The following is a 25,424-nucleotide window of genomic DNA, read 5'->3' as shown; positions in this document are numbered from 1 at the left end:
ATGCACCGATTCGCCTGCGTGCTCCTGGTCGACCCCCGGGGCTGGCTGCTGCTGCAGGAGCGCGACGAGATGCCGGTGATCGACCCCGAGAAGTGGGGCCTGGTCGGCGGCCACGTGGAGGAGGGCGAGGAGGACGAGCCGGCGGCGTACCGCGAGCTCGAGGAGGAGACCGGCGTCCGCCTCCCACCGGGCTCGCTGCGCCACTGGCGCGCACTGCCGGTCTTCCACGAGGCCTACGGCACGCTCGACACCACGCAGGTGTACGTCGCGCGGGTGGACCTGACCGACGCCGACATCGTCGTCGGGGAGGGTCGCCGGATCGTCTTCGTCGACCCGGCGACCGCCCGGGGGCTGGATCTCACCGCGTCGGCGACGATCGCCGTACCCGAGTTCCTGGACTCCGCGGCGTATCGCGACATACTCGGCCCATGACGAGTCAGCTCGAGGTCATCGCGGTGCCGGGTCCAGGCGCCGAGGACGTGGTCGTCGCAGGGCCCGGTCCCGACGAGGGCGCGGTCTTCACCGGGACCGAGGACGGCAGCATCTTCCGGATCAGCCACGACGGCCAGCACATCGACCGGATCGCGCACACGGGTGGGCGGCCCCTCGGCATCGAGCTCGACCTCGACGGCCGGCTGCTGGTCTGCGACGCCCATCGCGGGGTGCTCCGCGTCGACCCGCGCTCCGGCGCCGTCGAGGGCGTCGTCGACCGGCTAGAGCGGGCGCCGATGATGTTCTGCAACAACGCCGCCATCGCCGCCGACGGCACGGTGTGGTTCAGCGACTCGTCGACCCGCTACGGCATCGAGCAGTGGAAGGACGACTTCGTCCAGGACACCCGGACCGGCCGGCTGGCGAGGCTGTCGCCCGACGGCTCGCTCGAGGTGGTGCTCGACGGCCTGGCCTTCGCCAACGGGGTCGCGCTGAGCGCCGACGAGTCGTTCGTCGCCGTCGCCGAGACCGGTGCTCGCACGGTCGTCCGGTGGTGGCTCACCGGCCCGCGGGCCGGCACCCGCGACCTCCTGGTCGCCGACCTGCCGGGGTATCCCGACAACATCGCGCGGGGGAGCGACGGGCTCATCTGGGTCTCCATCGCGAGCCCGATCGACCCGCTCGTCGAGCGCCTGCAGCGCGGCCCGCTGGCGCTGCGCAAGCTGGTCACTAAGATCCCCGACCGCCTCCAGCCCGCGCCGAAGCACACCGTGCGCGCCCAGGCGTACGACGGCGCGGGCACGCTCGTCCACGACCTCGACGTCCAGGGCTCGGCGTACCACATGGTCACCGGCGTCCGGGAGCACGACGGCCGGGTCTGGCTCGGCAGCCTCCACGAGCCCGCGGTCGCGTACGTCGACCTCTAGACACGTACACTCGGCCGCTATGGGCATCCTGGAATCGATCACGTCGCCGCGCGATCTGCGCGGCTTCTCCGACGCCCAGCTCGAGCAGCTCGGCAGTGAGATCCGCGACTTCCTCGTGGACACCTGCAGCCGCACCGGCGGTCACCTCGGTCCCAACCTGGGCGTCGTCGAGCTGACGATGGCCATCCACCGGGTGTTCGACTCCCCGAGCGACCGAGTCGTCTTCGACACCGGCCACCAGGCCTACGTCCACAAGCTGCTCACCGGGCGGATGGCGGGCTTCGCCAAGCTGCGCCAGGAGGGCGGCGTCAGCGGCTACCCGAGCCAGGACGAGTCCGACCACGACATCGTCGAGAACTCCCACGCCTCGACCGCCCTAAGCTACGCCGACGGCCTCGCCAAGGCCTTCACGATCCGCGGCGAGGACCGGCACGTCGTCGCCGTGATCGGTGACGGCGCCCTGACCGGCGGCATGGCCTGGGAGGCGCTCAACAACATCGCGATCGCGAGCAGCAGCAAGCTCGTCATCGTCGTCAACGACAACGGTCGCTCCTACACGCCGACCATCGGCGGCCTCGCCACGGCGCTGACCGGACTACGCACCAACCCGCGCTACGAGTCCGTGCTCGACCTCGTCAAGCGCCGCCTCAACGCCGTCCCGGGTGTCGGGTCCGCCGTGTACGACGCCCTCCACGCGATGAAGAAGGGGGTCAAGGACGCGCTCGCGCCCCAGGGTCTCTTCGAGGACCTCGGGCTCAAGTACGTCGGCCCCGTCGACGGCCACGACCGCGCCGCGATGGAGCAGATGCTCGCGCAGGCGAAGAAGTTCAACGGCCCCGTCATCGTGCACGCCCTGACCCGCAAGGGCTTCGGGTACGACGCCGCGGAGCGCCACGAGGCCGACCAGTTCCACTCGCCGGGGCCCTTCGACGTCGACACCGGCGAGGAGAACCCGAAGGCCGAGATCTGGACCGACGTCTTCGCGGACGAGATCGTGCGGATCGGCCAGCGGCGCAAGGACGTCGTGGCCATCACGGCCGCGATGGTGCACCCGGTCGGCCTCGACAAGTTCCAGGCCCGCTTCCCCGACCGCACCTTCGACGTCGGCATCGCCGAGCAGCACGCCGCGACCTCGGCCGCCGGGCTCGCGCTCGGTGGCCTGCACCCGGTCTTCGCGGTCTACGCGACCTTCCTCAACCGGGCCTTCGACCAGGTCCTGATGGACGTCGCGCTGCACAAGTGCGGTGTCACCTTCGTCCTGGACCGCTCCGGGGTCACCGGTGACGACGGCGCCAGCCACAACGGCATGTGGGACATGTCGATCCTCCAGGTCGTGCCCGGTCTGCGGCTCGCCGCGCCGCGTGACGCGACGCGGCTGCGCGAGCTGCTCAACGAGGCCGTCGAGGTCGACGACGTCCCGACCGTGGTGCGCTACCCCAAGGGGCCGCCGCCCGCCGACGTCGAGGCCATCGCCCAGGTCGGTGGCTGCGACGTGCTCGTGCGCAACGGCACCAAGGACGTGCTGGTCGTGGCTGTCGGCTCGATGGCGACCCTCGCGATCGGCGTCGCCGAGCGGCTCGTCGCCCAGGGCATCGGCGTCACCGTCGTGGACCCGCGCTGGGTCAAGCCGGTCGACCCGGCGATCATCGAGCTGGCCCGTGAGCACCGGCTCGTGGTCAGCATCGAGGACAACGGCGAGATCGGCGGCTGCGGCGCCGTGCTCCTGCAGACGCTCAACGCGGCAGGCGTGCACACCCCCTTCCGGCTGCACGGCATCCCGCAGGACTTCCTGAGCCACGCCAAGCGGGCCGTGATCCTCGAACGGATCGGTCTCACCCCCCAGGCCATCGCCCTGGGCATCGTGGAAGACATGACCTCGCTGTCCGACGGTCGTTCTCCCCTCGATGTCGAGCACACGCCGTAGCCCACGGACCGTCGCGGTCCTCCTGGCCCTCAGCCTGACGGGCTCCGCGCTCACCGCCTGCGGCGGCGACCGGGCCCCGGCGGCGGCCCCGGCGTCGCCCGCACCGGCCGACGTCGCCGTCGCCGTCGACGAGGCCCTGGCCGCCCGCTCCGACGCCGTCAACGCGGCCGACGTCGACGCGTTCACCCGCACGCTCGGCGGCGGTCGCAGGTTCCGGGAGCAGCAGCAGACCTGGTACGCCAACCTGACCCAGCTGCCCCTCGCCCGCTTCCGCTACCGCTTCGACCCGGCAAGCCTGGTGCGCGACGGCCACGGCTACTGGGCCACGGTCGAGGAGGTCATGCAGCTCGACGGGTACGACGCCGCGCCGGTCGCCACCCGTGACCGGTTCCGCTTCGTCCCGACCGGGGAGTCCGGGCGGATGCGCCTGGCGTCGGTGACCGACCGCCGCTGGGAGGCCAAGCACCGGGTCCAGCAGCAGCCCTGGGACCTCGGACCGATCGAGGTCCGTGCCGGCGCCGGGGTGCTGGGCATCTTCGACCCCGACTCGGCCGACGCGGCGGGGTCGCTCCTGACCTCGGTGGAGGCGGGGATCAGCGACGTCTCCGCGTGGGTGCCCTACGACTGGACGCGCACGGTTGTCGTCTACGCGCTCTCGGACCGCACGTTCCTGGACGGTCTGGAGGACGTGCCCGGAGACGACCCCGGTGATCTCGACGCGGTCTCGTTCCCGGCCGGTGACGGCACCCGGTTCGTGCTCAACCCGCGGGTGATCGACGATCCCGGCCCCGCGCGCGACCGGCTGGTGCGCCACGAGCTGACCCACGTCGCGGTCGGCAGCCACGACGACCAGGCCCCGGTGTGGCTGTCCGAGGGACTCGCCGAGTGGGTCTCGGTGCGGCCCCTCGCGCCGGAGGACCGCCGCCTGCCCGGCGCCGCGCTGCGAGCGGCCGAGGCGGGTGCCGGCGACCTCCCCGACGACGCGTCCTTCAACGACGACGACTCGCAGGCCCACTACGGACTGGCGTGGTGGGCGGTCGAGTACGTCGCCGACTCGTACGGCGACGACGCCCCCTGGCTGCTGCTCGACGCCCTCGCCGAGCCGGGGGTCGACCCCGGCGACGTGCTGCGCGACCAGTTCGCCACCAGCACCAAGGACCTCGCCCAGCAGGCGGACCGGATGATCCTGGCGACGTACGCGGCCGGATCCGGTGATGACGGGGGTCTGGTTTCGACTCCCGGCTCGGAGGAGAGTGTGGGGTCATGAACGTGCTGCGGACCAAGTCGATCGAGCAGTCCCTCGAGGACACCGAGGACGTCGAGTTCAAGCTCAAGAAGGGACTCACGGCGCTCGACCTCACGGTCTTCGGCATCGGGGTCGTCATCGGTGCCGGCATCTTCACGCTGACCGGCAAGGTCGCCAGCCAGTACGCCGGGCCGGGCGTGGTCTTCTCCTTCCTGCTGGCCGCGATCTGCTGCGCCCTCGCGGCGCTGTGCTACGCCGAGTTCGCCTCGACGGTGCCGGTCGCCGGATCGGCGTACACGTTCTCCTACGCGACCCTCGGTGAGCTGGTCGCCTGGATCATCGGGTGGGACCTGATCCTGGAGCTGATGCTCGGTGCGTCGGTCGTCGCGCAGGGCTGGAGCACCTACCTGGTGACCTTCCTCGACGAGATCGGCATCACCTGGCCGTCCTCGGTCGGTCCGGTCGACTCGGCCGAGTTCAGCTGGGGCCACTTCAACCTCGCCGCGGTGCTGCTCGTGCTGGTGCTGACCACGCTGATCGCGATCGGCATCAAGGAGTCGCTGCGGGTCAACCTCTTCCTGGTCGCGATCAAGCTCTTCATCGTGCTGTTCGTGATCATCGCCGGGCTCTTCTACGTCACCGGCGCCAACTACCACCCCTTCATCCCGCCGGCCGCCGACCCGGTCGAGTCCAGCGGCCTGACCCAGCCGCTGCTGCAGTGGGTGCTCGGCGTCCAGCCGCAGACCTTCGGCGTCCTGGGGATCATCTCGGCGGCGTCCGTGGTGTTCTTCGCCTACATCGGCTTCGACGTGGTCGCCACCACGGCCGAGGAGGCCAACAACCCGCAGAAGGACCTGCCCAAGGGCATCCTCGGCTCGCTCGCGATCTGCACGGTGCTCTACATGGCCGTCGCGCTGGTGATCACCGGCATGGTCCCCTACGACAAGATCGACCCCAACGCCGCGCTCGCCACCGCCTTCACCTCCGTCGGCAAGGACGGCTTCGCGACCATGATCGCCGCCGGCGCCGTCGCCGGTCTCACCACGGTCGTGATGACCCTGATGATCGGCGCCGTCCGGGTGCTCTTCGCGATGAGCCGCGACGGTCTGCTGCCGACCGCCTTCGCCCACACCAACCCGAAGACCGGCACCCCGGTCCGGATCACCCTCACGATCGGCGCGATGGTGGCCGTGATCGCCGGCTTCACGCCGATCGAGAAGCTCGAGGAGATGGTCAACATCGGGACGCTGACCGCGTTCCTCCTGGTCTCCCTCGCGGTCCCGATCCTGCGGCGCACGCGACCCGACCTGGAGCGGCCCTTCAAGGTGCCGCTCAGCCCCTACCTGCCGGTCCTGGCGGCGCTGGTCTGCCTCTACCTGATGCTGAACCTGACCGTGGAGACCTGGCTGCGGTTCGTCGTCTGGATGGCGATCGGCTTCATCATCTACTTCGCCTACGGACACCGGCACAGCCGGGTGCGGCTGGCGGAGCAGGCGGAGGCCTCCGCCTCCTAGCGCCCGGCTCGTCGCGGGTCCGTGCCGCGACGCACCTCGCGTCGGTCGGAGACGCCGTCGTGATCGGTGTCGCGCTTGCGCGGGTTCGTGTGCAGGCGGCGTACCTCGCGGCCGTCACCGAGCCCGTCGTGGTCGGTGTCGTGCCGGCGGGGGTTGGTGTGCAATCGACGTTCACGACGGTTGGAGAGCCCGTCATGGTCGGCGTCGGCGTACCTGGGCTTGGGCCGGGGGTGCGGCTTGGTCGGGGGCAGCGGTGCCGTCGAGGGCGAGGAGGAGGCCGTGGGCGTGGCGGCCATCGCGGTGCGCCACACGCCGGCGGCCGCGGCGTACGGCGACAGTCGCCAGTCCTGCTCGATCGTGCCCAGGCCGGACTTGTCGGTCTCGAACCAGGTGACGAAGTCGGCGTCCTGCGCGCGAGCGTAGGCGAGCAGCTCGCGGGCGAAGGTCGCGACGACCTGGGCGCGGTCCCGCCCGGCGGACCGCTCCATCATGACGGAGGTCTCGGCCACGGCGAACCGCAGCCCGAACCGGCTGGACGAGGCCTTGGCTGCGGAGAGGAGTGCGGCGGCGTCGGCGTGCGACTTCGACTCGTAGGCGTCCCACGCGAGGGTCGCCAGCCCCGGTACGACGTACTGGTCGATCGGCCGGGACGCTCGGGTCAGCGACCACTGCATCAGGATGAGGGTCGGGTGCAGGTTGGCGCGCTGGGGCGCGAGGTCGATGAGGTGGCGCCACGCGGCGCGGTACTGCGCCGGGGTGAAGGCACCCCGCTCGATGTCGTCCTCGGGCTCGTGGAAGTAGGACCACCACACGGTGCGGGTCGAGGGGATCGACGCGAACCACGCCCTCAGGCTGCTGTCGTAGCGGCCGGAGGCGACGGCGACGGGATCGCCCTTGAACGACACCACGACCGCCGGGCCGAAGTCCGCGACGGAGCCTGTGAACGACCCGCTGGGCGGCGCCGTCAGGAAGGCGCGGTAGACCTGCGGGGTGCCGAGCTGGCCGGCGACGACGTCGTAGAAGCTGCGCGCCGAGCCGGACTGACCGGACTGCTGCGCGCCGGGGAAGTAGCCCACCAGGGTGCCGGGCGCCGGTGCCGATCGGGCCGGCGCGTCCACCATCAGGACGCACCCGGCACCGAGGGCCAGCATGGAGAGAGCAGCGATGAGCCTTCGACCGAGATTCCGCATGCTCTGCCCATCGGTCCCGGACGGCCGGACCTGAGCGTTGTGTGGCCGGCGAGGCTCCCGGCGGTGGGGAGGTCAGTCGTCGGGGAGCGTCTTGACCTCGCGGTCTCCGATCGTCGGTCGACCCTGGTTGCAGTAGACCTCGAGCTCGACCGAGCGGCCACCGCGGGCGAAGACGGCGTCCACGTCGTCGTCGGGGCCCTGCTCGTAGCTGATGACGCGCCAGCCCGCCGCCGGCACCGCCGCCCGGCCGTACGCGACCGCGCCCCGGCACTCGACCGCGAAGGACCCGAACTCGCCGTCGACGGTGCGCCGGACGACGGCGGCGGAGGGCTCGGGAGTGGCGGCCCCCTCGGTGGCGTCGACGTCGGGTACGTCGTTGCCGAGTGGCCCACGGTCCCGCACGCTGGCGCCGACCGACGAGACCGCGACGACGCCGACGGCGACGGCGACGGCCGCGGCGACCAGCCACGCCAGGACGTAGCCGCCGAGGCGGCGGCGCCGCTGTCGGCGCTCGGTGGGCTCGTCGGTCACGCCGCCATCGTGCCGCCGCCGAGCACAGCGTTCGGCTAGCGGACGGTTAAGGCGCGGCTAAGGAGCACCGGTCGTGGTGGGAGGCCCGGCTAGGTTGCACGCGTGGCCCAGGTGCTGATCATCGAGGACGACCCGCGCATCCGGCCGCTGCTGATGCGCTCGCTCGACGAGCGCGGACACGCGGTCACGTCGGCCGCGACCGGGATGCAGGGCCTGGCGATGGCGGTCGACAACCGGCCCGACCTGGTGATCCTCGACCTCGGCCTGCCCGACGTCGACGGCACCCAGGTCCTGCAGATGCTCCGGGCGGTCAGCGACGTCCCGGTCATCGTCGCGAGCGCCCGCGACGACGACCCGTCCCTGGTCGGCTGCCTCGACGCCGGGGCCGACGACTACGTCGTCAAGCCCTTCACGACCGACCAGCTGGAGGCCCGGATCCGTGCGGTCATGCGCCGGGTCGGCGGCGGCACGGCGACGCGGCGCGCCGTGGTGGTGGGTGGTCTGGAGATCGAGCCGGCGGCCCGGCGCGCGAGCATCGACGGGGCCGTGCTGGACCTGAGCCCGCGCGAGTTCGACCTGCTCCGGCACCTGGCCGAGCGACCGGGCGAGGTGGTCACCAAGCGCGAGCTGCTGACCGAGGTCTGGCACCAGCCGTGGGGCGGCTCGGACAAGACCGTCGACGTCCACCTGTCCTGGCTGCGCCGCAAGCTGGGGGAGTCGGCGGCGGAGCCGCGCTACCTGCACACGGTGCGCGGCGTCGGCGTACGACTGTCCGCGCCCGACCCGACGGAGTGACCCGGTGCGTCGCAGCCTGATCCTGACCGTCGCGGCCGCGGTGACCATGGTGCTGCTCGCGATGCTGGTGCCGATGGCCGTGCTGCTGCGCAGCTACGCCCTCGAGGACCGGCTGTCGCGCGCCGCCCTGGAGGTGCAGGCCACCGAGTCGGTCGTCTCCGGGCAGGACCGCGGCGCCGTGGCGACGTACCTGGAGAAGGTCAACCGCGGCGACGACGTGACGACGACCGTGCTCTACCCGCCCTCGGCGCTGCACCCGGGCGGCGAGGGCATCGGGCCGGCTCCGGGCGAGGATGCCGACGTCGTCCAGGCCCGGCTGACGGGCCAGGCGAGCGTGCGCGACGTCGACGGGGGCTCCGAGATCCTGGTCCCGGTGTCGCTCGGCGGCAGCAGTGTGGCGCCGCAGGACACCCCGGTGATCCGGGTGGAGGTGCGCCCGCCGGGCCTGGAGTCCGACATCGTCCGCAGCTGGCTGGTCCTCCTCCTCCTGGGTGTGGTGCTGCTGGTCGGCGCCCTGGTGCTCGCCGACCGGCTGGGCCGGTCGTTCGTGGTGCCGATCCGCCGGCTCGCGACGTACGCGACGCACCTGGGGGAGCGGCGCCGACCGGAGACCCTCGACCCGTCCGGTCCGCCCGAGGTGCGCGAGCTGACGACGGCCATGAACCGGCTGGTCGGCCGCATCGAGGACCTGCTCGAGCGGGAGCGGGCGAGCGTCGCCGACGTCTCCCACCGGCTCCGGACACCCATGACCGCGCTCCGCCTGCGGGTCGACGCCCTGACCGATCCCGACGACCGGGCCCGCCTGGGCGCCGATCTCGACGAGCTCCAGGCGACCGTCGACCACGTCGTCCGCGAGGCCCGCCGCTCGGAGCGTGAGGGCGTGGCGCCCCAGTCGGACGCGGTGGCCGTCCTGGCCGAGCGGGTGCACTTCTGGGCGCCGCTGGCCGAGGACCAGGGGCGGCCCTTCGAGGTCCGGGTCGAGCCGACCCGCCCGGTGCTGGTGCCGACCTCGGAGGAGGACCTCCGGGCGTTGGTCGACGTGCTGCTCGACAACGTCTTCTCCCACACCCCGGACGACGCCGCCGTGCTGGTCGTCCTCGCGGACCGCGACGCGGGCGGGCTCCGGCTGACGGTCGAAGACGGCGGTGCCGGCTTCCCCGACGGCGTCGACGTCGCGGGCCGCGGTGAGTCCGGCTCCGGCTCGACGGGGCTGGGCCTGGCCATCGTCGACACGACCGCCACCGAGTCCGGTGGCGGTCTGTCGTGGGGCGTCTCGCCGTACGGCGGGGCGCGGGTCGTCGTCGACCTCGGCCCCGCCGCCCGCTGATGACCGTCAGCGGGCGAAGCGCAGGGTGCGCACGACCTTCGGGCCGCCGACGCGCTTGATCGTCACCTTGAAGGTGTCCGCGCCCTTGGTGTTCTTGCTGCGGACCTCGCGGAAGTCGACCTCCCAGCGGCCGTCGTCGCGCACGGCGCGCGCCGTGCGGGTGCCGACGACCTTGCCCTCGTGACGCACCACCATCCGCCAGCTCGAGCCGGCCGCGACGTCGTCGAGGTCGGCGTCGACCTCGAAGCGGCGCTCCTTCTCCACGGCGATCTCGTACGACGCGCCGGCCACCGTGCCGTACGCGTGCCGCTCGGGCCCGTCGGCCTGGGCGGGCGCTGCGACCAGGGCGGCGCCGGTGCCGGCGATCAGGGTGCCGGCGGTGGTCAGGACGATCAGCTGCTTCTTCATGGTGTCTCCTCGTTGGTGTCGATGGACGTTCAGCGGTCGAGCGAGGCCGTGCAGGGCTCGCCGTCCTGCGGGGTGGCGGTCGCGGTGAAGGACGAGCCGTCCTTCGCCGAGACGGTGACGTCGACGTCGAGCTCGGCGTCCTCGTCGGTCTGTCGGGTGCCGGAGTAGACCTCGGTGCCGTCCTGGGTGATGACGACCTGCCACGTCTCCGCGGGGGCCGCGGACCGGACCTCGAAGGTCACCTCGACGCCGCCTTCCTCATCCTCGGCGGACAGCTCGTAGGTGGCGCTCCCGCAGGCTCCGCGCAGTGTGGACTCGTCGTCCCCGCTGAGCGCCCACCAGGCGCCGCCAACGGCGACCACCAGCACCACGACGGCCACGATGCCGGCCAGCACTGCCTTCTTCATCTGGTCTCCTCGTTCGGTCGGACTGACGAGGAAGACGCTCGCAGCGAGTGCTTTAAGGGCACTCCAGCGCGCGGCTAAGGGCAGGCAAAGCCGATCCATGCCTGTGCGGGCGGGTGAGTCTCCTCACCCGGGGTGGTGGAATGCCTCGCGACTGGGCACGGCTGGGACTGATGACCCTGTCTTCCAGCCCGAGGAGCTGTCACCACGATGGCTGATCTGTTCGAACCCCTGACCGCCGGCGCCTGGACCCTGCCCAACCGGATCGTGATGGCGCCGCTGACGCGCAACCGCTCGAAGGGCACCGTCCCCGGCGACCTCGCGGTCGAGTACTACGCGCAGCGCGCCTCCGCGGGTCTGATCATCACCGAGGGCAGCCAGCCCAGTGCTCGTGGCCAGGGCTACCTGGACACGCCCGGCTTCCACTCGCCCGAGCAGCTCGCGGGCTGGCGCCGGGTCGCGGACGCGGTCCACGCCAACGGCGGTCGGATCGTCGCGCAGCTGATGCACGCCGGCCGGGTCGCCCACCCCGACAACACCGGCGGCCAGGAGATCATCGCGCCCAGCGCGATCGCCGCTCCCGGAGAGATCGTCACGCCGAACGGTCAGCAGGCCTACCCGACACCGCGCGCGATCGAGACGGACGAGATCCCCGCGGTCATCGAGGAGTTCGTGAGCGCGGCCCGCAACGCGGTCGAGGCCGGTCTCGACGGCGTCGAGGTGCACGGCGCCAACGGCTACCTGATCCACCAGTTCCTCGCGCCCGGCTCCAACGAGCGCACCGACGAGTACGGCGGGTCGCCCGCCAACCGGGCCCGCTTCGCGATCGAGGTGATCCGGGCGGTCGCCGACGCGATCGGGGCCGACCGGGTCGGCGTACGCCTCTCGCCGGCGCACAACATCCAGGGCGCCACCGAGGAGGACCCGGACGACGTCGAGGCGACGTACGCCGCGGTCATCGACGAGATCGCGCCGCTCGGCCTCGCCTACCTGAGCGTGCTGGCGCAGCCGCGCCTCGACCTGGTGCAGCGGATGCGCAAGGACTTCGGCGGCGTGCTGATCGCCAACGACGGGTTCGGGGTCGTCACCACGGCCGCGATGGCGCAGGCGCTGCTCGACGAGGACGTCGCCGACGCCGTCGCGATCGGTCGGCTCTTCCTCGCCAACCCGGACCTGCCCAAGCGCTGGGAGACCGGTGCCGAGCTCAACGAGCCGAACCCCGACACCTTCTACGGTGGCGGGGCCGAGGGCTACACCGACTATCCGTCCCTGGACGACTGAGTAGGCCCGTCGTACGCCGCCAGCCGCTCGACCTGGCGGCGTACGACGAGCGCCCGCGCCTCGGGCGTCGTCGCCTTCAGCACCGGCAGCATCACGGCGTACCGCTCCGTCCGGCCGAGCGCGTGGAAGGCGGCACCCGCGAGCGGGTCGGCGTCGAGGGCGGCCCGCAGGTCGTCGGGCACGGTCGCCGTGCGCTGCCGTTCGTACGCCGCTGCCCAGCGACCGTCGGCCCTCGCCGCGTCGACCTGGGCCAGCCCGGCGGGACGCATCCGGCCGGCGGCCAGCAGTGCGGCGACCTTGCCGACGTTGACCTGCGACCAGGAGCTGCGCGCCCGGCGCGGGCAGTAGCGCTGCAGGAACGACACGCCGTCGAGCCCCTTGCGCTGCCCGTCGATCCAGCCGAAGCACAGCGCGCCGTCGAGGGCGTCGGAGATCGACAGCAGCTCGAGGCCCGAGCCCTTCTTCGCGATCCGCAGCCACGCCTCGCCCGCCGTGTCGTGGTGCTGCGCCAGCCACGTCTCCCAGGCGTCGCCGTCGCGGAGCTCGAGGACCTCAGACAACCCGCACCGGGGTCGGCCGGGTGGTGAAGTCCCAGATCCGCTTCGACAGGCGCTTGCTCAGCCGGATGCAGCCGTGGGACCGGGCGAGGTCGGTGCCGAGCAGCCAGTCGGCGTGCATCTGCTTGCCGGTGCTCTTGTAGCGCGGGATGCGGTGGAAGCCGACGCCGCACGGCGCGAACCGGACGAAGTCGTCCATCCACACCGCGCCGCTCTGGTTGAGCTTCACCCGGGTCGGACGACCGCAGTACGAGCCGACGCCGTACGCGCCGCGCTTGAGCACGTCGGTGTTGTCGACCATCCCGCCCTGGGCGACGACCTGGCCCTTCGAGCCGACCAGCCACACCCAGTTCTGGTGCTGGGAGATCACGATCCGGCGGCCGTGCCCGGAGCCACGCGGCAGCCGGCGTACGTCGCAGCGGGGGGCGTCGTCGGCGTACACCCGCTTGCGGGTGCGAGCGCCGACCTTGCCGGTCTGCCGCAGCCCGACCCGGGACTGGAAGCGGATCAGCGCCGACCGGGTGTGGTCGCCCCACCTGCCGTCGGCCGGGCCAGCGTCGCAGTGCAGCGCGTTGAGCCGCTTCTGCAGGGTGGCCACGCCGTGCGAGCGGGCGGCGTACGACGGGCCGGGAGCGACGAGGCCGAGCAGGGCCGCGGCGACGACGCCGATCACGAGAGTCCTGAGCACCTGCATGCTCCCATCTTCACCCACGGCCGCCGAAGACGCAGTTGCTTCGGCGCGTCGATCTGTGAATCGCCTCTTGCGAATCGAACATACGTTCGATAAACTGCGGGCATGCCCGCACCGCTCCTCGACGACGTCCCCGCCCTTGCGGCGTCGGCGAGCACGCCCGCGGACGTCGTGGATCTGATCGCCGAGCTCGAGGCTCAGAAGTCTCGCGCCTGCGCGGCGCAGGCCCGGCTGGCGGAGCGACTCGACGAGCTGGTCAGGGCCGAGCATCGCGATCTGCGGCTGCCGGTGGCCGAGCAGGGGCGTGGGGTGGCCTCCCAGGTGGCGTTCGCCCGCCGTGAGTCGCCGGCAGGCGGTCGACGACTGCTCGGGCTCGCCCACGCGTTGGTCGCCGAGCTGCCGCACGCCCTCGCCGCGATGGAGGCCGGGGTGCTCTCGGAGTGGCGGGCGACGCTGATCGCCCGCGAGACCGCCTGCCTGTCCCGGGAGGACCGCGCTCGGGTCGACGAGCGGATCTGCGCACCGGACGGTGCGGGCGGCAGACGGTTCGACGGCTGGGGCGATCGCCGGCTCGTTGCCGAGTGCCAGAGGCTGGTGGCGCGCCTCGATCCTGAGGCCCTGGTCGATCGGCGGGCCAGGGCGGAAGCGGAGCGGCGGGTCTCGGTGCGGCCCGCGCCCGACACCATGTCGCAGCTGTCCGCCCTGCTCCCTGCCGCCCAGGGCATCGCCGTGTGGGCGACCCTGACCCGGGTCGCCGACCTGCTCGTCGGTCGGGGCGATGGCCGCTCGCGCGGCCAGATCATGGCCGACACCCTGGTGCAGCGGATCACCGGCCAGAGCACCGCCGACGCCGTACCGGTCCGGGTCAACCTGGTCGTCTCCGACGAGACGCTCCTGGCTGGCGGCCACGAACCTGCCTGGCTCCAGGACTTCGGCCCGCTCACCCCCGACGCAGCACGCGACCTCGTCCTCGGCGCCCGTGGCGACGCGATCGCCGAGCTCCGCCGGCTGTACGCCGCACCCGACACCGGGGCGCTGGTCGCGATGGACTCGAGGGCCCGCTTCTTCCCTGCAGGGCTCGCCTCGTTCATCGAGCTGCGCGACCGCACCTGCCGCAGCCCTTATTGCGACGCCGTCATCCGGCAGCGCGACCACGTCGTCCCCGACGTCGCCGGCGGCGACACCTCCGCCGTGAACGGTCAGGGCCTCTGCCAGCAGTGCAACCTCGCCAAGCAGGGTGTCGGCTGGCGGTCACGCCCCATCACCGGCCCGCCGGGGGCGCTCCACACGGTCGAGACCACGCTGCCGACCGGCCATGCCTATCGATCCACCGCCCCCGCAGCCCCGACACCCTGCGCGGCGCGAGTCCGGAGCGACCTCGAGTGGAGCCTGCGCCGGCTGATCCTGGTCGCGTAGGCAGTTGCGGTCGGCGGGACCGTCGGCGTCGTTCGTCGCCACCGCGCCGCGTGGTCAGGCGCCCTGGCCGAGAGGCTCGATCTCGCCGCGTTCGACGAGCTCCTCGAGCGCCGCAGCACAGCCCGACTGCCAGGTGCCCTCGCTGTCCTGGAAGGACACCACGGCATCGCCCTGGCATGACTCGACGGTGCGGCTGTCCCCGCCGTGCCAGGAGCAGCGGCCGGTCGACGCGAGCGATCCGGGTTGGTGGTGGTCGGGAGTGAACGGGTAGGACGGTCTCATCGCAGTGACCTCTCAGTTCGTCGGTGCGCTGGTGCGCGGGAGCGGCCCGACCCCCGAGCGGCGACCCGGTGCGGAGGCATGCCGCTGTCCGGGTCCGGATCCGCTGCGGCCGGCGAGCACGTCGGCGACCAGCCCGGTGACGAGGGCGTACGCCGCCTTGTGGAGGACGTCGACGACGATCTCGCTCCGAGGCCAGGTCTGGGGCGGCGCCCCGACGCCCGTGAGGTTCTCCAGGATCTGGTCGTTGGTCAGCCGGACGACGGCAAACTTCGCGGACGCCACCGGCCCACGAAGGCCGGCGTGGGCCATCAACGACCGCAGCGGTCCGAGTGCCAGACCCTGACCGTGGTGCATCACGAGGTTCCAGGCCCGCAGCTCTCCGCCGTCGTGGTCGCGCGCCCCGGTGAGCCGCTCGAGGACCCGAGCGGGGACGTGGGAGTCCGGCCGAGCCGTGAACCGCTGCTCGAGCTTCTCGAGCGCCGTCATGGCGGCCATGCCGACCGCCCCGGACACGACTCCTTCGACGAGCACTTTCGTGAGCATGCGGACCGGTACCCCGACGGCCGTGATGCATGGCGTACGCGGTGATGTGCGGCGTGCAGACTTTTGCAGCCGGACGGCCCCGTCCGGGCGCGGCAGTCCGGCGTAGCGACGCTGTCGTCCCTTACGGTGAGCCCATGGAGGGTGCGGTCGAGCGTGCGGACCCCTGGCTCCTCACGCTCCAGCACTCGCCGATCGGGATGGCGATGGTCGGGCTCGACGGACGGTTGCTGATGGCCAACCTCGCGATGTCCGAGATGCTCGGGTACGGCGTCGAGGAGCTCACCGCGCGCGGCTTCCAGGAGCTCACCCACCCCGACGACCTCGACGCCGACCTCACCCAGTTCGAGCGGGCCCTGGCCGGCGAGATCGACTCGTACCGGCTGCGCAAGCGCTTCCTGCACGCGGAGGGCCACGTCGTCTGGGGAGACCTGTCGGTCGCCCTGGTGCGCGGACCGGACCGCGAGCCGCTGCACTTCATCTCGCAGATCCTCGACATCACGGCCGCGGAGCGGGAGCGCCAGTCGATGGAGGCGGTGTTCGAGACGGTGAGCGTCGGGCTCCTGCTGATCGGCCGGGACGGTCGCTACGAGCGGATGAACCGTCGACACCAGGAGACGATGCACCTGCCCTTCCCGGACGGTCACGAGGGCACCGCCGGCCAGCTCGGTCACGTCTACCACCCCGACGGCCACACGCTGATGGCCCGCGAGGACATGCCCTCCTACCGCGCCACGCAGGGCGAGGAGTTCGACGACTACACCTACTGGGTGGGCGACGACCCGCTCACCCGGCGGGCGTTCTCCACCTCGGCGCGCCAGGTGCGCGGGCCGTCAGGGGAGCGGTTGGGCGCGGCGCTCGCCTACCAGGAGATCACCGAGCTGATGCGTGCGATGAAGGTGAAGGACGAGTTCATCTCCTCGGTGTCGCACGAGCTGCGGACCCCGCTCACCTCGGTGCTCGGCTACCTGGAGCTGCTCCGCGACAACCAGTCGCTCTCGCCCGCCGTACGGACGCAGATCCAGGTCGTGGAGCGCAACGCCGTACGCCTGCTGGCGCTGGTCTCCGACCTCCTCGAGGTGGGGCAGGTCGAGGAGGGCGGACTGCGTCTGCTGTACGCCGAGGCGGACCTGGTCGCCATCGTCGCGGACGCCGCCGAGGCCGCGCGCCGGGTCGCCGCCACGGCCGACATCGAGGTCCGGGTCGACCAGCCGGAGCGACTCGTCGCCCGGGTCGACCAGCAACGGATCCGGCAGGTGGTCGACAACCTGCTCTCCAACGCCGTGAAGTACAGCACCGCCGGTGGCACGGTCACCGTCGCCCTGCGCCGAGCCGGCGACGACACCGTGCTCGAGGTCAGCGACACCGGCATCGGCATCGCCCCCGACGAGGTCGACCAGGTCTTCGGTCGCTTCTTCCGGGGAGGCGGCGCACTCGAGCAGCAGATCCCGGGCACCGGTCTCGGGCTCGACATCGTGAGCTCGATCGTGGCCGCCCACGGCGGCGTCGTCTCGCTGGAGAGCGAGCTCGGAAGAGGCAGCACGTTCCGGGTGACGCTGCCCGCGGGTGGCGGTGGTTTCGAGGCTCGGGCCTAGCGGCCCTCGCACCTCAACCACCGGGGCTGCCGGGTGGTGGTGGTTTCGAGGCTCGGGCCTGGCGGCCCTCGCACCTCAACCACCGAACCGGTGGTCGAGCAGCGAGCGCCAGCGAGCGTCGTCGAGACCCCCGCAGCCGGCGCGGGTGCGTCGGGTGGCGGTGGTTTCGAGGCTCGGGCCTAGCGGCCCTCGCACCTCAACCACCGGACCCGCACCTCAACCACCGGACCCGCACATCAACCACCGAGGTCGGTGGTCGAGCAGCGAGCGCCAGCGAGCGTCGTCGAGACCCCCGCAGCCGGCGCGGGTGCGTCGGGTGCGGGGGTCGCGACGAGCTCGACCGGCGGGGCCGGTCAGTGGAACTTGCCGAGGCCCTCGCGCTCGAGCAGCATCGTCAGGCCACCGTTCCAGAACGAGAAGCCGGCGCCCGTGATCATCGCCAGGTCGAGGTCCTCGGCAGCGACGACGACACCCTCGTCGAGCATCCGGCGGGCCTCGTCGGCCAGCCCGGTGAGCACCCGGGTGCGCACCTCGGCGGGCTCGAGCACGACCGGCGACGAGGGCGTCTCGAGCAGCGTCACGACCTCGGGGTCGAGGGCGCCGTCGGGGCCGTAGTACGACGACTTCCGCGCCGCCACCACCCGCTCGAGCGCGGGGGAGACGTAGAAGCGGTCCGGGAAGGCGCCGTGCAGCGTCTCGTTGTTGTGCAGCGCGATCGCCGGCCCGACCAGCGAGAGCAGCACGAAGGGAGGCATCGGCGCGACGCCGGCGAAGGCGGCGTCCGCGACGGTCACCGGGGTGCCCTCGTCGACGATCCGGCCGACCTCGCCCATGAAGCGGCCGAGCAGCCGGTTGACGATGAACGACGGGCTGTCGTTGACCAGGATGGTGGTCTTCTTCAGCGCCTTGCCGGTGCCGAACGCCGTCGCCAGCGTGGCGTCGTCGGTGCGCTCGCCCTTGACGATCTCCAGCAGCGGCATCACCGCGACCGGGTTGAAGAAGTGGAAGCCGACGACCCGCTCGGGGTGCTCGAGGTCGGCGGCCATCTCGGTGATCGACAGCGACGAGGTGTTGGTGGCCAGGATGCAGGTCGGCGACACGACCTTCTCGACGTCGGCGAAGACGGACTTCTTGACCGACATCTCCTCGAAGACGGCCTCGATGACGAAGTCGGCGTCCGCGAAGACCTCCGCCTTGTCGATCGCGCCGGAGACGAGGGCCTTGTGACGGTTGGCCTTGTCGTGGTTGATCCGGCCCTTGGCGAGCAGCTTGTCGATCTCGCCGTGGACGTACGCGACGCCCTTGTCGACGCGCTCCTGGTCGAGGTCGGTCAGCACCACGGGGACCTCGAGACGGCGTACGAACAGCAGCGCCAACTGAGAGGCCATCAGGCCGGCACCCACGATGCCGACCTTGGTGACCGGGCGGGCCAGCGACCGGTCCGGCGCGCCGGCGGGGCGCTTGGCGCGCTTCTGCACCAGGTCGAACGCGTAGAGCGAGGCGAGCAGCTCCGGCGTGCGCGACATCGCCTCCAGGGCGTCGTCCTCGGCCGCGAAGCCCTCGTCGCGGGTCGCGGTCCGTGCGCCCGCGATCAGCTCGACGACCTTCTTGGCGGCGGGGCTGGCACCACCCGTCCGGGTCTCGGCGAGCTGGGCGGCTCGCGCGACCGCGGCGTCCCACCCCTCGCCCTTGTCGACCTCGGCCCGCTCGACGACGACGTCGCCGGTGAGCACCGAGGCCGCCCACAGCAGCGACTGCTCGAGGTAGTCGACGCCGGAGAAGACGGCGTCGGCGAGGCCCATCTCGAAGGCGGCCTGGCCGCCGAGGGTCTTGCCGTTGTTGAGCGGGTTCTCGAGGATCACCGTCACGGCCTTGTCGGCGCCGATCAGGTGGGGCACCAGGTAGGCGCCGCCCCAGCCGGGGACCAGGCCCAGCATGACCTCGGGCAGACCGAGCGCCGGGGCGCTGTCCATCACCGTGCGGTAGTCGCAGTGCAGCGCGACCTCGAGGCCACCGCCGAGCGCGAGCCCGTTGATGAACCCGAACGAGGTCTTGCCGCCGTCCCTGAGCTTGCGGAAGACCGCGTGCCCGAGCTCGGCGACCACGCGTACGGCGTCGGAGCCGCCGCCGGCGATCGAGGTGAGGTCGGCGCCGGCCGCCAGGATGAACGGCTTGCCGGTGACGCCGATCGCCCGGATCTCGTCGTCGGCCAGGGCCGCGTCGATCGCCGTGTTGAGCGCGATCAGGGACCGGGGTCCGAAGGTGTTGGGCTTGGTGTGGTCCTCGCCGTTGTCGAGGGTGATCAGGCCCAGGACGCCGGCCCCGTGGGGCAGCGTCACCTTGCGCAGGTGGGCCTCGGTCACGCGCTCGGCGTCGGAGGAGATCTCCTGGGCGCGGGTCAGCAGCTTCGTGAGGTCGCTCATCAGGCCTTGTCCTTCCCCTCGGTGGTGGCGGTGTGGTGCGGGTTCTCCCAGATCACGGTGCCGCCCATGCCGATGCCGATGCACATGGTGGTCAGGCCGTAGCGGACCTCGGGGTGCTCCTCGAAGGACCGCGCCAGCTGGGTCATCAGGCGTACGCCGGAGGACGCGAGCGGGTGGCCCATCGCGATGGCGCCGCCGTACGGGTTGACCCGGACGTCGTCGTCGGCGATGCCGAAGTGCTCGAGGAAGGCCAGCACCTGGACGGCGAACGCCTCGTTGACCTCGAACGCGCCGATGTCGTCGATCGTCAGCCCGGCCTGCTTGAGGGCCTTCTCGGTGGCCGGGATCGGGCCCGCGCCCATCACCTCGGGCTCGACACCCACGTAGGAGTACGACACCAGTCGCATCCGGATGGGCAGACCGAGCTCGCGGGCGGTCTCCTCGTCGGCGAGCAGTGAGGCGGTCGCACCGTCGTTGATGCCCGCGGCGTTGCCGGCGGTGACCTTGCCGTGCGCACGGAACGGCGTCTTGAGCGCGGCCAGGGTTCCCATCGTGGTGCCCGGACGCATCGGCTCGTCGGTCGAGGCCAGGCCCCAGCCGAGCTCGGCCGACCTGGTGGCCACGGGGACGAGGTCGGGCTGGATCCGGCCCGCGGCGTACGCCGCCGCCGTCTTGTCCTGGGAGCGGACGGCGTAGGCGTCGACGCGCTCCTTGGTGATCGTGGGGTAGCGGTCGTGCAGGTTCTCGGCGGTCTTGCCCATCACGAGCGCGTCGGGGTTGACGATCCGCTCGGAGAGGATCCGCGGGTTGGGGTCGACGCCCTCGCCCATCGGGTGGCGGCCCATGTGCTCCACGCCGCCCGCGATGGCGACGTCGTACGCACCGAAGGCGATGCCGGAGGCGGTGGTGGTCACGGCGGTCATCGCGCCGGCGCACATCCGGTCGATCGCGAAGCCGGGGACGCTCTGCGGCAGCCCGGCCAGCAGCGCGGCGGTCCGGCCGATCGTCAGGCCCTGGTCGCCGATCTGGGTGGTGGCGGCGACGGCCACCTCGTCGACGCGCTCGGGCGGCAGCGACGGGTTGCGTCGCAGGAGCTCCCGGATGCACTTGATCACGAGGTCGTCGGCGCGGGTCTCGGCGTACTGGCCGCTGGCCTTGCCGACGCCGAACGGGGTGCGGACGCCGTCGACGAAGACGACCTCTCGCAGCTGTCGGGCTGATGCCATCTCTGGGTGTTCTCCTCGGGAGTCGGTCGCGATCGGACGAACGCAGGTTACCCCACGGTAACAACGGTGCCGGACGACCCCCGGGACTGACCCCGCGGACTGCGTGGACGACTGACGGCGCCAGGTCGGCGGAACAACCGGGCGGCCCACTACGGTTAGGCGAGAGCGTCGGCGACCCGTTCGTCGACCGCCGATCGGAGAAGGGGTCCTGTGAGCAAGCGCGAGCAGTTGGTGCACATCGTCGACGAGGTGCCGGAGCTGGACGCGGTGCGTGCGGCCGGCGACGAGCTCGCGATGGTGCTGGTGCTCGACGGCTTCCTGGACGCCGGCAACGCCGCCGCGCGGGCGGCCCAGCACCTCACCGACCTGTCGGACGGTCCCGTGGTGGCGACCTTCGACGTCGACCAGCTCCACGACTACCGGGCCCGACGGCCACCGATGACCTTCGACCGCGACCACTACGCGGCGTACGACGCGCCGCGGCTCGTCGTGCGGCTGCTGCGTGACACCGGCGGTACGCCGTACCTCCTGCTGAGCGGGCCCGAGCCGGACAACCGCTGGGAGGCGTTCTGCCGCGCCGTGCGCGAGGTGGTCGAGCGGCTCGGCGTCTCGCGGGTGATCGGCATCGGCTCGGTGCCGATGGCGGTGCCGCACACGCGCCCGATCGCGCTGACCCCGCACGCCAACGACCCGGACCTGCTGACCTCGGTCAGCCCGTGGCGCGGCGAGCTGCGCATCCCCAGCAGCGCCCAGGCGCTGCTGGAGATCCGGCTGGGCGAGTGGGGCCACGACGCCATGGGCTTCGTCGCGCACGTGCCGCACTACCTGGCCCAGATGGACTTCCCCCTCGCGGCCGCGGTGCTCCTCGAGCAGGTCGAGATCGCCGGCCGGCTCACCATCGACCTCTCCGGTCTGCGGGCCGAGGCCGAGGACAAGGAGGCGGAGATCGCGGGCTACCTGACCGCCAACGAGGAGGTGGCCGAGGTGGTCGCCGCGCTCGAGCGGCAGTACGACGCGTTCGAGCGCGCCGAGGAGGACGGGTCCAACCTGCTCGCCGCCGACCAGCCGCTGCCGACCGGTGACGAGATCGGCCGCCAGTTCGAGCAGTTCCTGGCCGGGCTGGACGGACCCGAGGACACCCCCGGCGAGCAGGAGCGTGGCTGAGGTGCCGCGCGACGCCGAGGAGCTGCTGGAGCTGCTCGACCTCGAGAGGATCGACGACGATCTCTTCCGCGGCTCGCAGATGCCCACGTCGCGACCCATGGTCTTCGGCGGCCAGATCGCCGCCCAGGCCCTCGTCGCCGCGACCCGGACGGTCGAGGACAGGTTCGTCGCCCACTCGCTGCACTCCTACTTCCTGCAGCCCGGCGACCCGAGCACGCCGACGATCTACGACGTGGAGAACCTCCGCGACGGCCGCTCGTTCGTCACCCGCCGGGTGATCGCGCAGCAGCACGGTCGGCCGATCTACGCCCAGACCGTCAACTTCCACGTGGCGGAGCAGGGCTTCGAGCACGAGGAGTCGATGCCCGACGTGCCCGGCCCCGACCACGAGTCGGTGCGCCCGGTCAGTCGGCAGGCCCAGGAGGAGCTGCACGCCGACCAGTGGAACGTCGCCGACATCCGCTTCGTCGGGTCGTCCGCCGGTGGGCTCGACGACGACCCCGCGCACCCGGGGCGGCAACGGGTCTGGCTGCGGGTCTCCTCGCCGCTCCCCGACGAGCAGTCCTTCCACCGCGCCGCGTTCACCTACCTGTCCGACATGACCTTGGTCGGCGCGGCGATGGCGCCGCACGGCATCAGCTTCGGCCGCGGTGACGCGTTCGTCGCGTCGCTCGACCACGCCGTGTGGTTCCACCGGCCCTTCCGCGCGGACGAGTGGTGGCTCTACGACCAGGTCTCGCCGTCGGCGTCGAGCGGGCGCAGCCTGATCCTCGCCCGGGTCTTCACGCAGGACGGGCAGCTGGTGGCCTCGGTCGCCCAGGAGGCCGTGCTCCGTCCCCTCAAGGAGAGCAAGTGAACCCCACCGAGGAGCTCGTCGACCTGCTCGACGTGGAGCAGCTCGACGGCGACCTGTTCCGCGGCAAGCAGCCCGAGTCCGCCCGGGCCCGGGTGTACGGCGGCCAGGTCGCGGCGCAGGCGCTGATCGCCGGCATCCGCACGGTCCCGAGCGAGTTCGCCGTGCACTCGCTGCACTCCTACTTCCTGCGCGGCGGCGACTATGCCGTCCCGATCGTGTACGACGTCGAGCGGATCCGCGACGGCCGCTCGTTCCTGACCCGACGCGTCGTCGCGCGCCAGCACGGGCGGCCGATCTACTACCAGACGCTGAACTTCCAGAAGCCCGAGGAGGGCTACGACCACCAGGACGCGATGCCGGCGGTGGGTGCGCCCGAGACCGGCTTCGACCTGGTCGACGTGATGCGCAAGGGCGGCAACGACGAGGCCGACGCGCTCGGCAAGGAGTGGGGCGCGCTCGACGTGCGCTGGCTCGGCAACACGCGCTGGGGCCTGGAGCCCGACGACGGTCACGTGTCGCAGGCGCGGATGTGGATCCGGTTGCGTGAGGGCCTGCCCGACGACCCCGCCATCCACGCGGCGGCCTTCACCTATGCCAGCGACGTGAGCCTGCTCGGCTCGACGCTGTCGGTGCACGACGTGAACCCGTCGCGGACGCAGATGGCCTCGCTCGACCACACGCTGTGGTTCCACCGGCCGTTCCGGGCCGACCAGTGGTGGCTCTACGACCAGTGGTCGCCCTCGGCGCAGGGTGCGCGCGGCCTGGCGTTCGGTCGGATCTTCACCGCCGACGGCACGCTGGTCGCCACGGCCGCCCAGGAGGGCCTGATCCGGCCCCGTCGCGACGGCAGCGAGGGACCCGGCTCCCGGGAGTGACGGTGGTCCACCAGCTGTCTCGAGCCGATGCCCGGCGGATCGCCGTCGAGGCTCAGCTGCTCGGGCCCGCTCGACCCGACGACCTGCTCGAGGTGGTCCGGCACCTCACCGTGCTGCAGGCCGAGCCGACCAGCGCGATCGCCCCCAGCGCCGACCTGGTCCTGTGGAGCCGCCTGGGGCCGTCGTACGACGTCGCCGCGCTGCGCGACGCGATCGACGAGCAGCGGCTGATCGAGCACCAGGGCTACATCCGGCCGGCCGAGGACCTGGCGCTCTTCCGCGCCGAGATGGCCCAGTGGCCGGGGGTCGGCGACCTCACGGGGTGGCAGGTCGCCCGCGCGGAGTGGGTCGAGGCCAACGACGCCTGCCGGCGCGACCTCCTCGACCGGCTGCGCAGCGATGGTCCGCTGCCGGCCAGCGAGCTGCCCGACAGCTGTGAGGTGCCCTGGCAGTCGTCGGGCTGGAACAACGACCGCAACGTCCGGATGCTGCTGCAGCTCATGGTCGCGCGCGGCGAGGTCGCCACGGCCGGTCGGCAGGGGCGGGAGCAGCTGTGGGACCTGGCAGAGCGGATCTACCCCGACGACCCGGTCCCCGACGTCGAGGAGGCTCGCCGGCTGCTGCACGCGCGACGACTGGCCGCCCTCGGCATCGCCCGGGCCAAGGCGGCGGCCTCGCCGGGGGAGCAGCACAGCGTCGGGGACGCGGGGGAGCCGGCCGTGATCGAGGGCGTCCGGGGCACCTGGCGGGTCGATCCCTCCCTGCTGGGACTGGTGGGCGCCCCGGCGTACGACGGCCGCGCGGCGCTGCTCTCGCCGTTCGACCGGCTCGTCCAGGACCGCAAGCGCGTCACCGAGATCTTCGAGTACGACTACGTCCTGGAGATGTACAAGCCGGTGGCGCAACGGCGGTGGGGCTACTACGCGCTCCCGGTCCTCTACGGCGACCGCCTGGTCGGCAAGCTCGACGCCACCGCCGACCGGGCCGAGGGAGCGCTGGTCGTGCATGCGGTCCACGAGGACGAGCCGTTCCCGCCGGCGGTCGCGGAGGCCGTCCGGGCCGAGATCGAGTCGCTCGCGGCCTGGCTGGGACTCGACCTGGATCTGGTCTAGTCAAAGGGTTGGGTCCGCGCCGGACCTGCCGATGGTCAGGGCATGAGTGGTCACGAGGAGCGCAGCGCGCGAGGACACCTGAGCGCCGACGAGCTGGCCCTGGAGTCGGTCCCGATGGTGAAGCAGATCGTGGACCAGGTCGTGACGCGGGTGCCGCGCTCAGTGCCCCGCGACGACCTGACGTCCGCCGGTCTGGTGGCCCTCACCGACGCCGCGCGTGCCTTCGAGCCCGACCGCGACGGCGCCTTCGAGGTCTACGCCACCGCCCGCATCAAGAGCGTGCTGATCGACGTCGTGCGAGCCCACCAGGCCCGGGCCATCGAGGACCGGATGCCGGCCGAGCCGCAGGCGCCCGCCGCCGAGCCGGCCGAGGTCGACGACCGGCTGGTCCGCCTGCGCGGCGCGATCGGCGAGCTGTCCGAGCGGCACCGCCAGGTCGTCGGGCGCTACTTCCTCGACGAGGTGCCGACCTCCGGCATCGCGGCCGACCTCGGGGTCGCCGAGGCGCAGGTCATCCAGCTCCGCACCGAGGCCCTGATGCTGCTGCGCGACGCCCTCGCCGGGAGCACCGACGAGACCGCCGAGCCGTCGCAGCGCGACGCCGCCCGCCGGGCCATGTACGCCGCGCTCGCGAGCCGCCGCACCCTGGTCCGGGCCAGCTCCATGCCCGAGACCCGCGAGCTCCGGCTCGAGGCCTGAGCCACGGATC

General features: G+C 72.2%; 25 protein-coding genes. 15 read left to right on the top strand and 10 right to left on the bottom strand.

Going from position 1 to position 25,424, the window contains the following annotated elements; translation table 11 throughout:
* Genes N542_RS0114285 through N542_RS0114265 form a run of 5 tightly spaced genes read left to right on the top strand, consistent with a single transcriptional unit; the run spans position 1 to position 6,042 of the window.
* A complete protein-coding gene (locus N542_RS0114285) occupies positions 1-432 on the top strand; it encodes an NUDIX domain-containing protein (protein ID WP_028644507.1) in 432 nt (143 codons plus the stop codon).
* Positions 429-1,358 (top strand): SMP-30/gluconolactonase/LRE family protein, encoded by a 930-nt coding sequence (locus tag N542_RS0114280; RefSeq protein WP_028644506.1) that lies wholly within the window; start codon positions 429-431, stop codon positions 1,356-1,358. The genes N542_RS0114285 and N542_RS0114280 overlap by 4 nt, the downstream gene beginning before the upstream one ends.
* Before the next feature lie 19 nt (positions 1,359-1,377).
* Entirely contained in the window at positions 1,378-3,282 is a 1,905-nt protein-coding gene (gene dxs / locus N542_RS0114275) for a 1-deoxy-D-xylulose-5-phosphate synthase (protein ID WP_028644505.1), read from the top strand.
* Entirely contained in the window at positions 3,263-4,549 is a 1,287-nt protein-coding gene (locus tag N542_RS0114270) for a hypothetical protein (RefSeq protein ID WP_028644504.1), read from the top strand. Before dxs ends, N542_RS0114270 begins: the two co-directional genes overlap by 20 nt.
* Complete coding sequence (locus tag N542_RS0114265) at positions 4,546-6,042, top strand: amino acid permease (RefSeq protein ID WP_028644503.1); 1,497 nt, start codon at positions 4,546-4,548, stop codon at positions 6,040-6,042. Before N542_RS0114270 ends, N542_RS0114265 begins: the two co-directional genes overlap by 4 nt.
* Here the strand turns inward: N542_RS0114265 and N542_RS0114260 are convergent.
* Both N542_RS0114260 and N542_RS0114255 read right to left on the bottom strand, forming a co-directional pair.
* Positions 6,039-7,193: a thrombospondin type 3 repeat-containing protein gene (locus N542_RS0114260; protein WP_028644502.1), complete on the bottom strand. Its 1,155-nt coding sequence runs from the start codon at positions 7,191-7,193 to the stop codon at positions 6,039-6,041. The two genes, N542_RS0114265 and N542_RS0114260, sit on opposite strands and share 4 nt — an antisense overlap.
* Positions 7,194-7,304: 111 nt before the next feature.
* Positions 7,305-7,763, bottom strand: a complete 459-nt coding sequence (locus N542_RS0114255) for a hypothetical protein (protein ID WP_028644501.1) — start codon at positions 7,761-7,763, stop codon at positions 7,305-7,307.
* A 102-nt stretch (positions 7,764-7,865) separates the two neighbouring features.
* Here N542_RS0114255 and N542_RS0114250 point away from each other — a divergent pair, with 102 nt between their 5' ends.
* A complete protein-coding gene (locus N542_RS0114250) occupies positions 7,866-8,558 on the top strand; it encodes a response regulator transcription factor (RefSeq protein ID WP_028644500.1) in 693 nt (230 codons plus the stop codon).
* A 4-nt stretch (positions 8,559-8,562) separates the two neighbouring features.
* Entirely contained in the window at positions 8,563-9,885 is a 1,323-nt protein-coding gene (locus tag N542_RS0114245) for a sensor histidine kinase (RefSeq protein ID WP_028644499.1), read from the top strand.
* A gap of 6 nt (positions 9,886-9,891) precedes the next feature.
* Here N542_RS0114245 and N542_RS0114240 read toward each other — a convergent pair whose 3' ends face one another.
* Positions 9,892-10,293: a hypothetical protein gene (locus tag N542_RS0114240; RefSeq protein ID WP_028644498.1), complete on the bottom strand. Its 402-nt coding sequence runs from the start codon at positions 10,291-10,293 to the stop codon at positions 9,892-9,894.
* Positions 10,294-10,322: 29 nt separating this feature from the next.
* Positions 10,323-10,700, bottom strand: coding sequence for a hypothetical protein (locus tag N542_RS0114235; RefSeq protein ID WP_028644497.1), 378 nt, complete (start codon positions 10,698-10,700; stop codon positions 10,323-10,325).
* A 207-nt stretch (positions 10,701-10,907) separates the two neighbouring features.
* Between N542_RS0114235 and N542_RS0114230 the strand changes: the two genes are divergently transcribed.
* A complete protein-coding gene (locus N542_RS0114230; protein WP_028644496.1) occupies positions 10,908-11,978 on the top strand; it encodes an alkene reductase in 1,071 nt (356 codons plus the stop codon).
* Here the strand turns inward: N542_RS0114230 and N542_RS24930 are convergent.
* Both N542_RS24930 and N542_RS0114220 read right to left on the bottom strand, forming a co-directional pair.
* Positions 11,957-12,538 carry a YdeI/OmpD-associated family protein gene (locus N542_RS24930; RefSeq protein ID WP_036507814.1) on the bottom strand — a complete coding sequence of 194 codons (582 nt, stop codon included), beginning with the start codon at positions 12,536-12,538 and terminating at the stop codon, positions 11,957-11,959. The two genes, N542_RS0114230 and N542_RS24930, sit on opposite strands and share 22 nt — an antisense overlap.
* Positions 12,531-13,229: a L,D-transpeptidase family protein gene (locus N542_RS0114220; protein ID WP_028644495.1), complete on the bottom strand. Its 699-nt coding sequence runs from the start codon at positions 13,227-13,229 to the stop codon at positions 12,531-12,533. Before N542_RS0114220 ends, N542_RS24930 begins: the two co-directional genes overlap by 8 nt.
* 102 nt (positions 13,230-13,331) lie before the next feature.
* Here N542_RS0114220 and N542_RS0114215 point away from each other — a divergent pair, with 102 nt between their 5' ends.
* Entirely contained in the window at positions 13,332-14,642 is a 1,311-nt protein-coding gene (locus tag N542_RS0114215; RefSeq protein WP_028644494.1) for an HNH endonuclease signature motif containing protein, read from the top strand.
* A gap of 54 nt (positions 14,643-14,696) precedes the next feature.
* Here the strand turns inward: N542_RS0114215 and N542_RS0114210 are convergent, their stop codons facing one another.
* Positions 14,697-14,924 carry a hypothetical protein gene (locus N542_RS0114210; protein ID WP_028644493.1) on the bottom strand — a complete coding sequence of 76 codons (228 nt, stop codon included), beginning with the start codon at positions 14,922-14,924 and terminating at the stop codon, positions 14,697-14,699.
* Between the two features lie 12 nt (positions 14,925-14,936).
* Entirely contained in the window at positions 14,937-15,455 is a 519-nt protein-coding gene (locus N542_RS0114205) for a hypothetical protein (protein WP_197025959.1), read from the bottom strand.
* A 146-nt stretch (positions 15,456-15,601) separates the two neighbouring features.
* On the opposite strand from N542_RS0114205, the gene N542_RS24925 reads away from it, so the two are divergent.
* Positions 15,602-17,059 (top strand): PAS domain-containing sensor histidine kinase, encoded by a 1,458-nt coding sequence (locus N542_RS24925; RefSeq protein WP_051551781.1) that lies wholly within the window; start codon positions 15,602-15,604, stop codon positions 17,057-17,059.
* A gap of 353 nt (positions 17,060-17,412) precedes the next feature.
* On the opposite strand, the gene N542_RS0114195 is transcribed toward N542_RS24925, so the two are convergent.
* Positions 17,413-19,482, bottom strand: coding sequence for a 3-hydroxyacyl-CoA dehydrogenase NAD-binding domain-containing protein (locus N542_RS0114195; RefSeq protein ID WP_036507810.1), 2,070 nt, complete (start codon positions 19,480-19,482; stop codon positions 17,413-17,415).
* Positions 19,482-20,708 carry a thiolase family protein gene (locus N542_RS0114190; RefSeq protein ID WP_028644490.1) on the bottom strand — a complete coding sequence of 409 codons (1,227 nt, stop codon included), beginning with the start codon at positions 20,706-20,708 and terminating at the stop codon, positions 19,482-19,484. Before N542_RS0114190 ends, N542_RS0114195 begins: the two co-directional genes overlap by 1 nt.
* A 210-nt stretch (positions 20,709-20,918) precedes the next feature.
* Here N542_RS0114190 and N542_RS0114185 point away from each other — a divergent pair, with 210 nt between their 5' ends.
* The 5 genes from N542_RS0114185 to N542_RS0114165 are packed head-to-tail and all read left to right on the top strand — an operon-like array spanning position 20,919 to position 25,414.
* Positions 20,919-21,872, top strand: a complete 954-nt coding sequence (locus N542_RS0114185) for a PAC2 family protein (protein WP_051551779.1) — start codon at positions 20,919-20,921, stop codon at positions 21,870-21,872.
* Positions 21,865-22,728 carry an acyl-CoA thioesterase gene (locus tag N542_RS0114180; protein WP_331279590.1) on the top strand — a complete coding sequence of 288 codons (864 nt, stop codon included), beginning with the start codon at positions 21,865-21,867 and terminating at the stop codon, positions 22,726-22,728. The genes N542_RS0114185 and N542_RS0114180 overlap by 8 nt, the downstream gene beginning before the upstream one ends.
* Positions 22,725-23,603, top strand: a complete 879-nt coding sequence (locus tag N542_RS0114175; protein ID WP_028644487.1) for an acyl-CoA thioesterase — start codon at positions 22,725-22,727, stop codon at positions 23,601-23,603. Before N542_RS0114180 ends, N542_RS0114175 begins: the two co-directional genes overlap by 4 nt.
* Positions 23,604-23,605: 2 nt before the next feature.
* Positions 23,606-24,715 (top strand): DNA glycosylase AlkZ-like family protein, encoded by a 1,110-nt coding sequence (locus tag N542_RS0114170; protein WP_231482662.1) that lies wholly within the window; start codon positions 23,606-23,608, stop codon positions 24,713-24,715.
* Between the two features lie 42 nt (positions 24,716-24,757).
* A complete protein-coding gene (locus N542_RS0114165) occupies positions 24,758-25,414 on the top strand; it encodes a sigma-70 family RNA polymerase sigma factor (protein WP_028644485.1) in 657 nt (218 codons plus the stop codon).
* Positions 25,415-25,424: the final 10 nt, after the last annotated feature.

It is taken from the genome of Nocardioides sp. URHA0020, from assembly GCF_000620705.1.
Lineage (GTDB): Bacteria > Actinomycetota > Actinomycetes > Propionibacteriales > Nocardioidaceae > Nocardioides.
The sequence above is the reverse complement of the archived record's forward strand: the minus strand, read 5'-3'. Positions and strand labels throughout refer to the sequence as shown.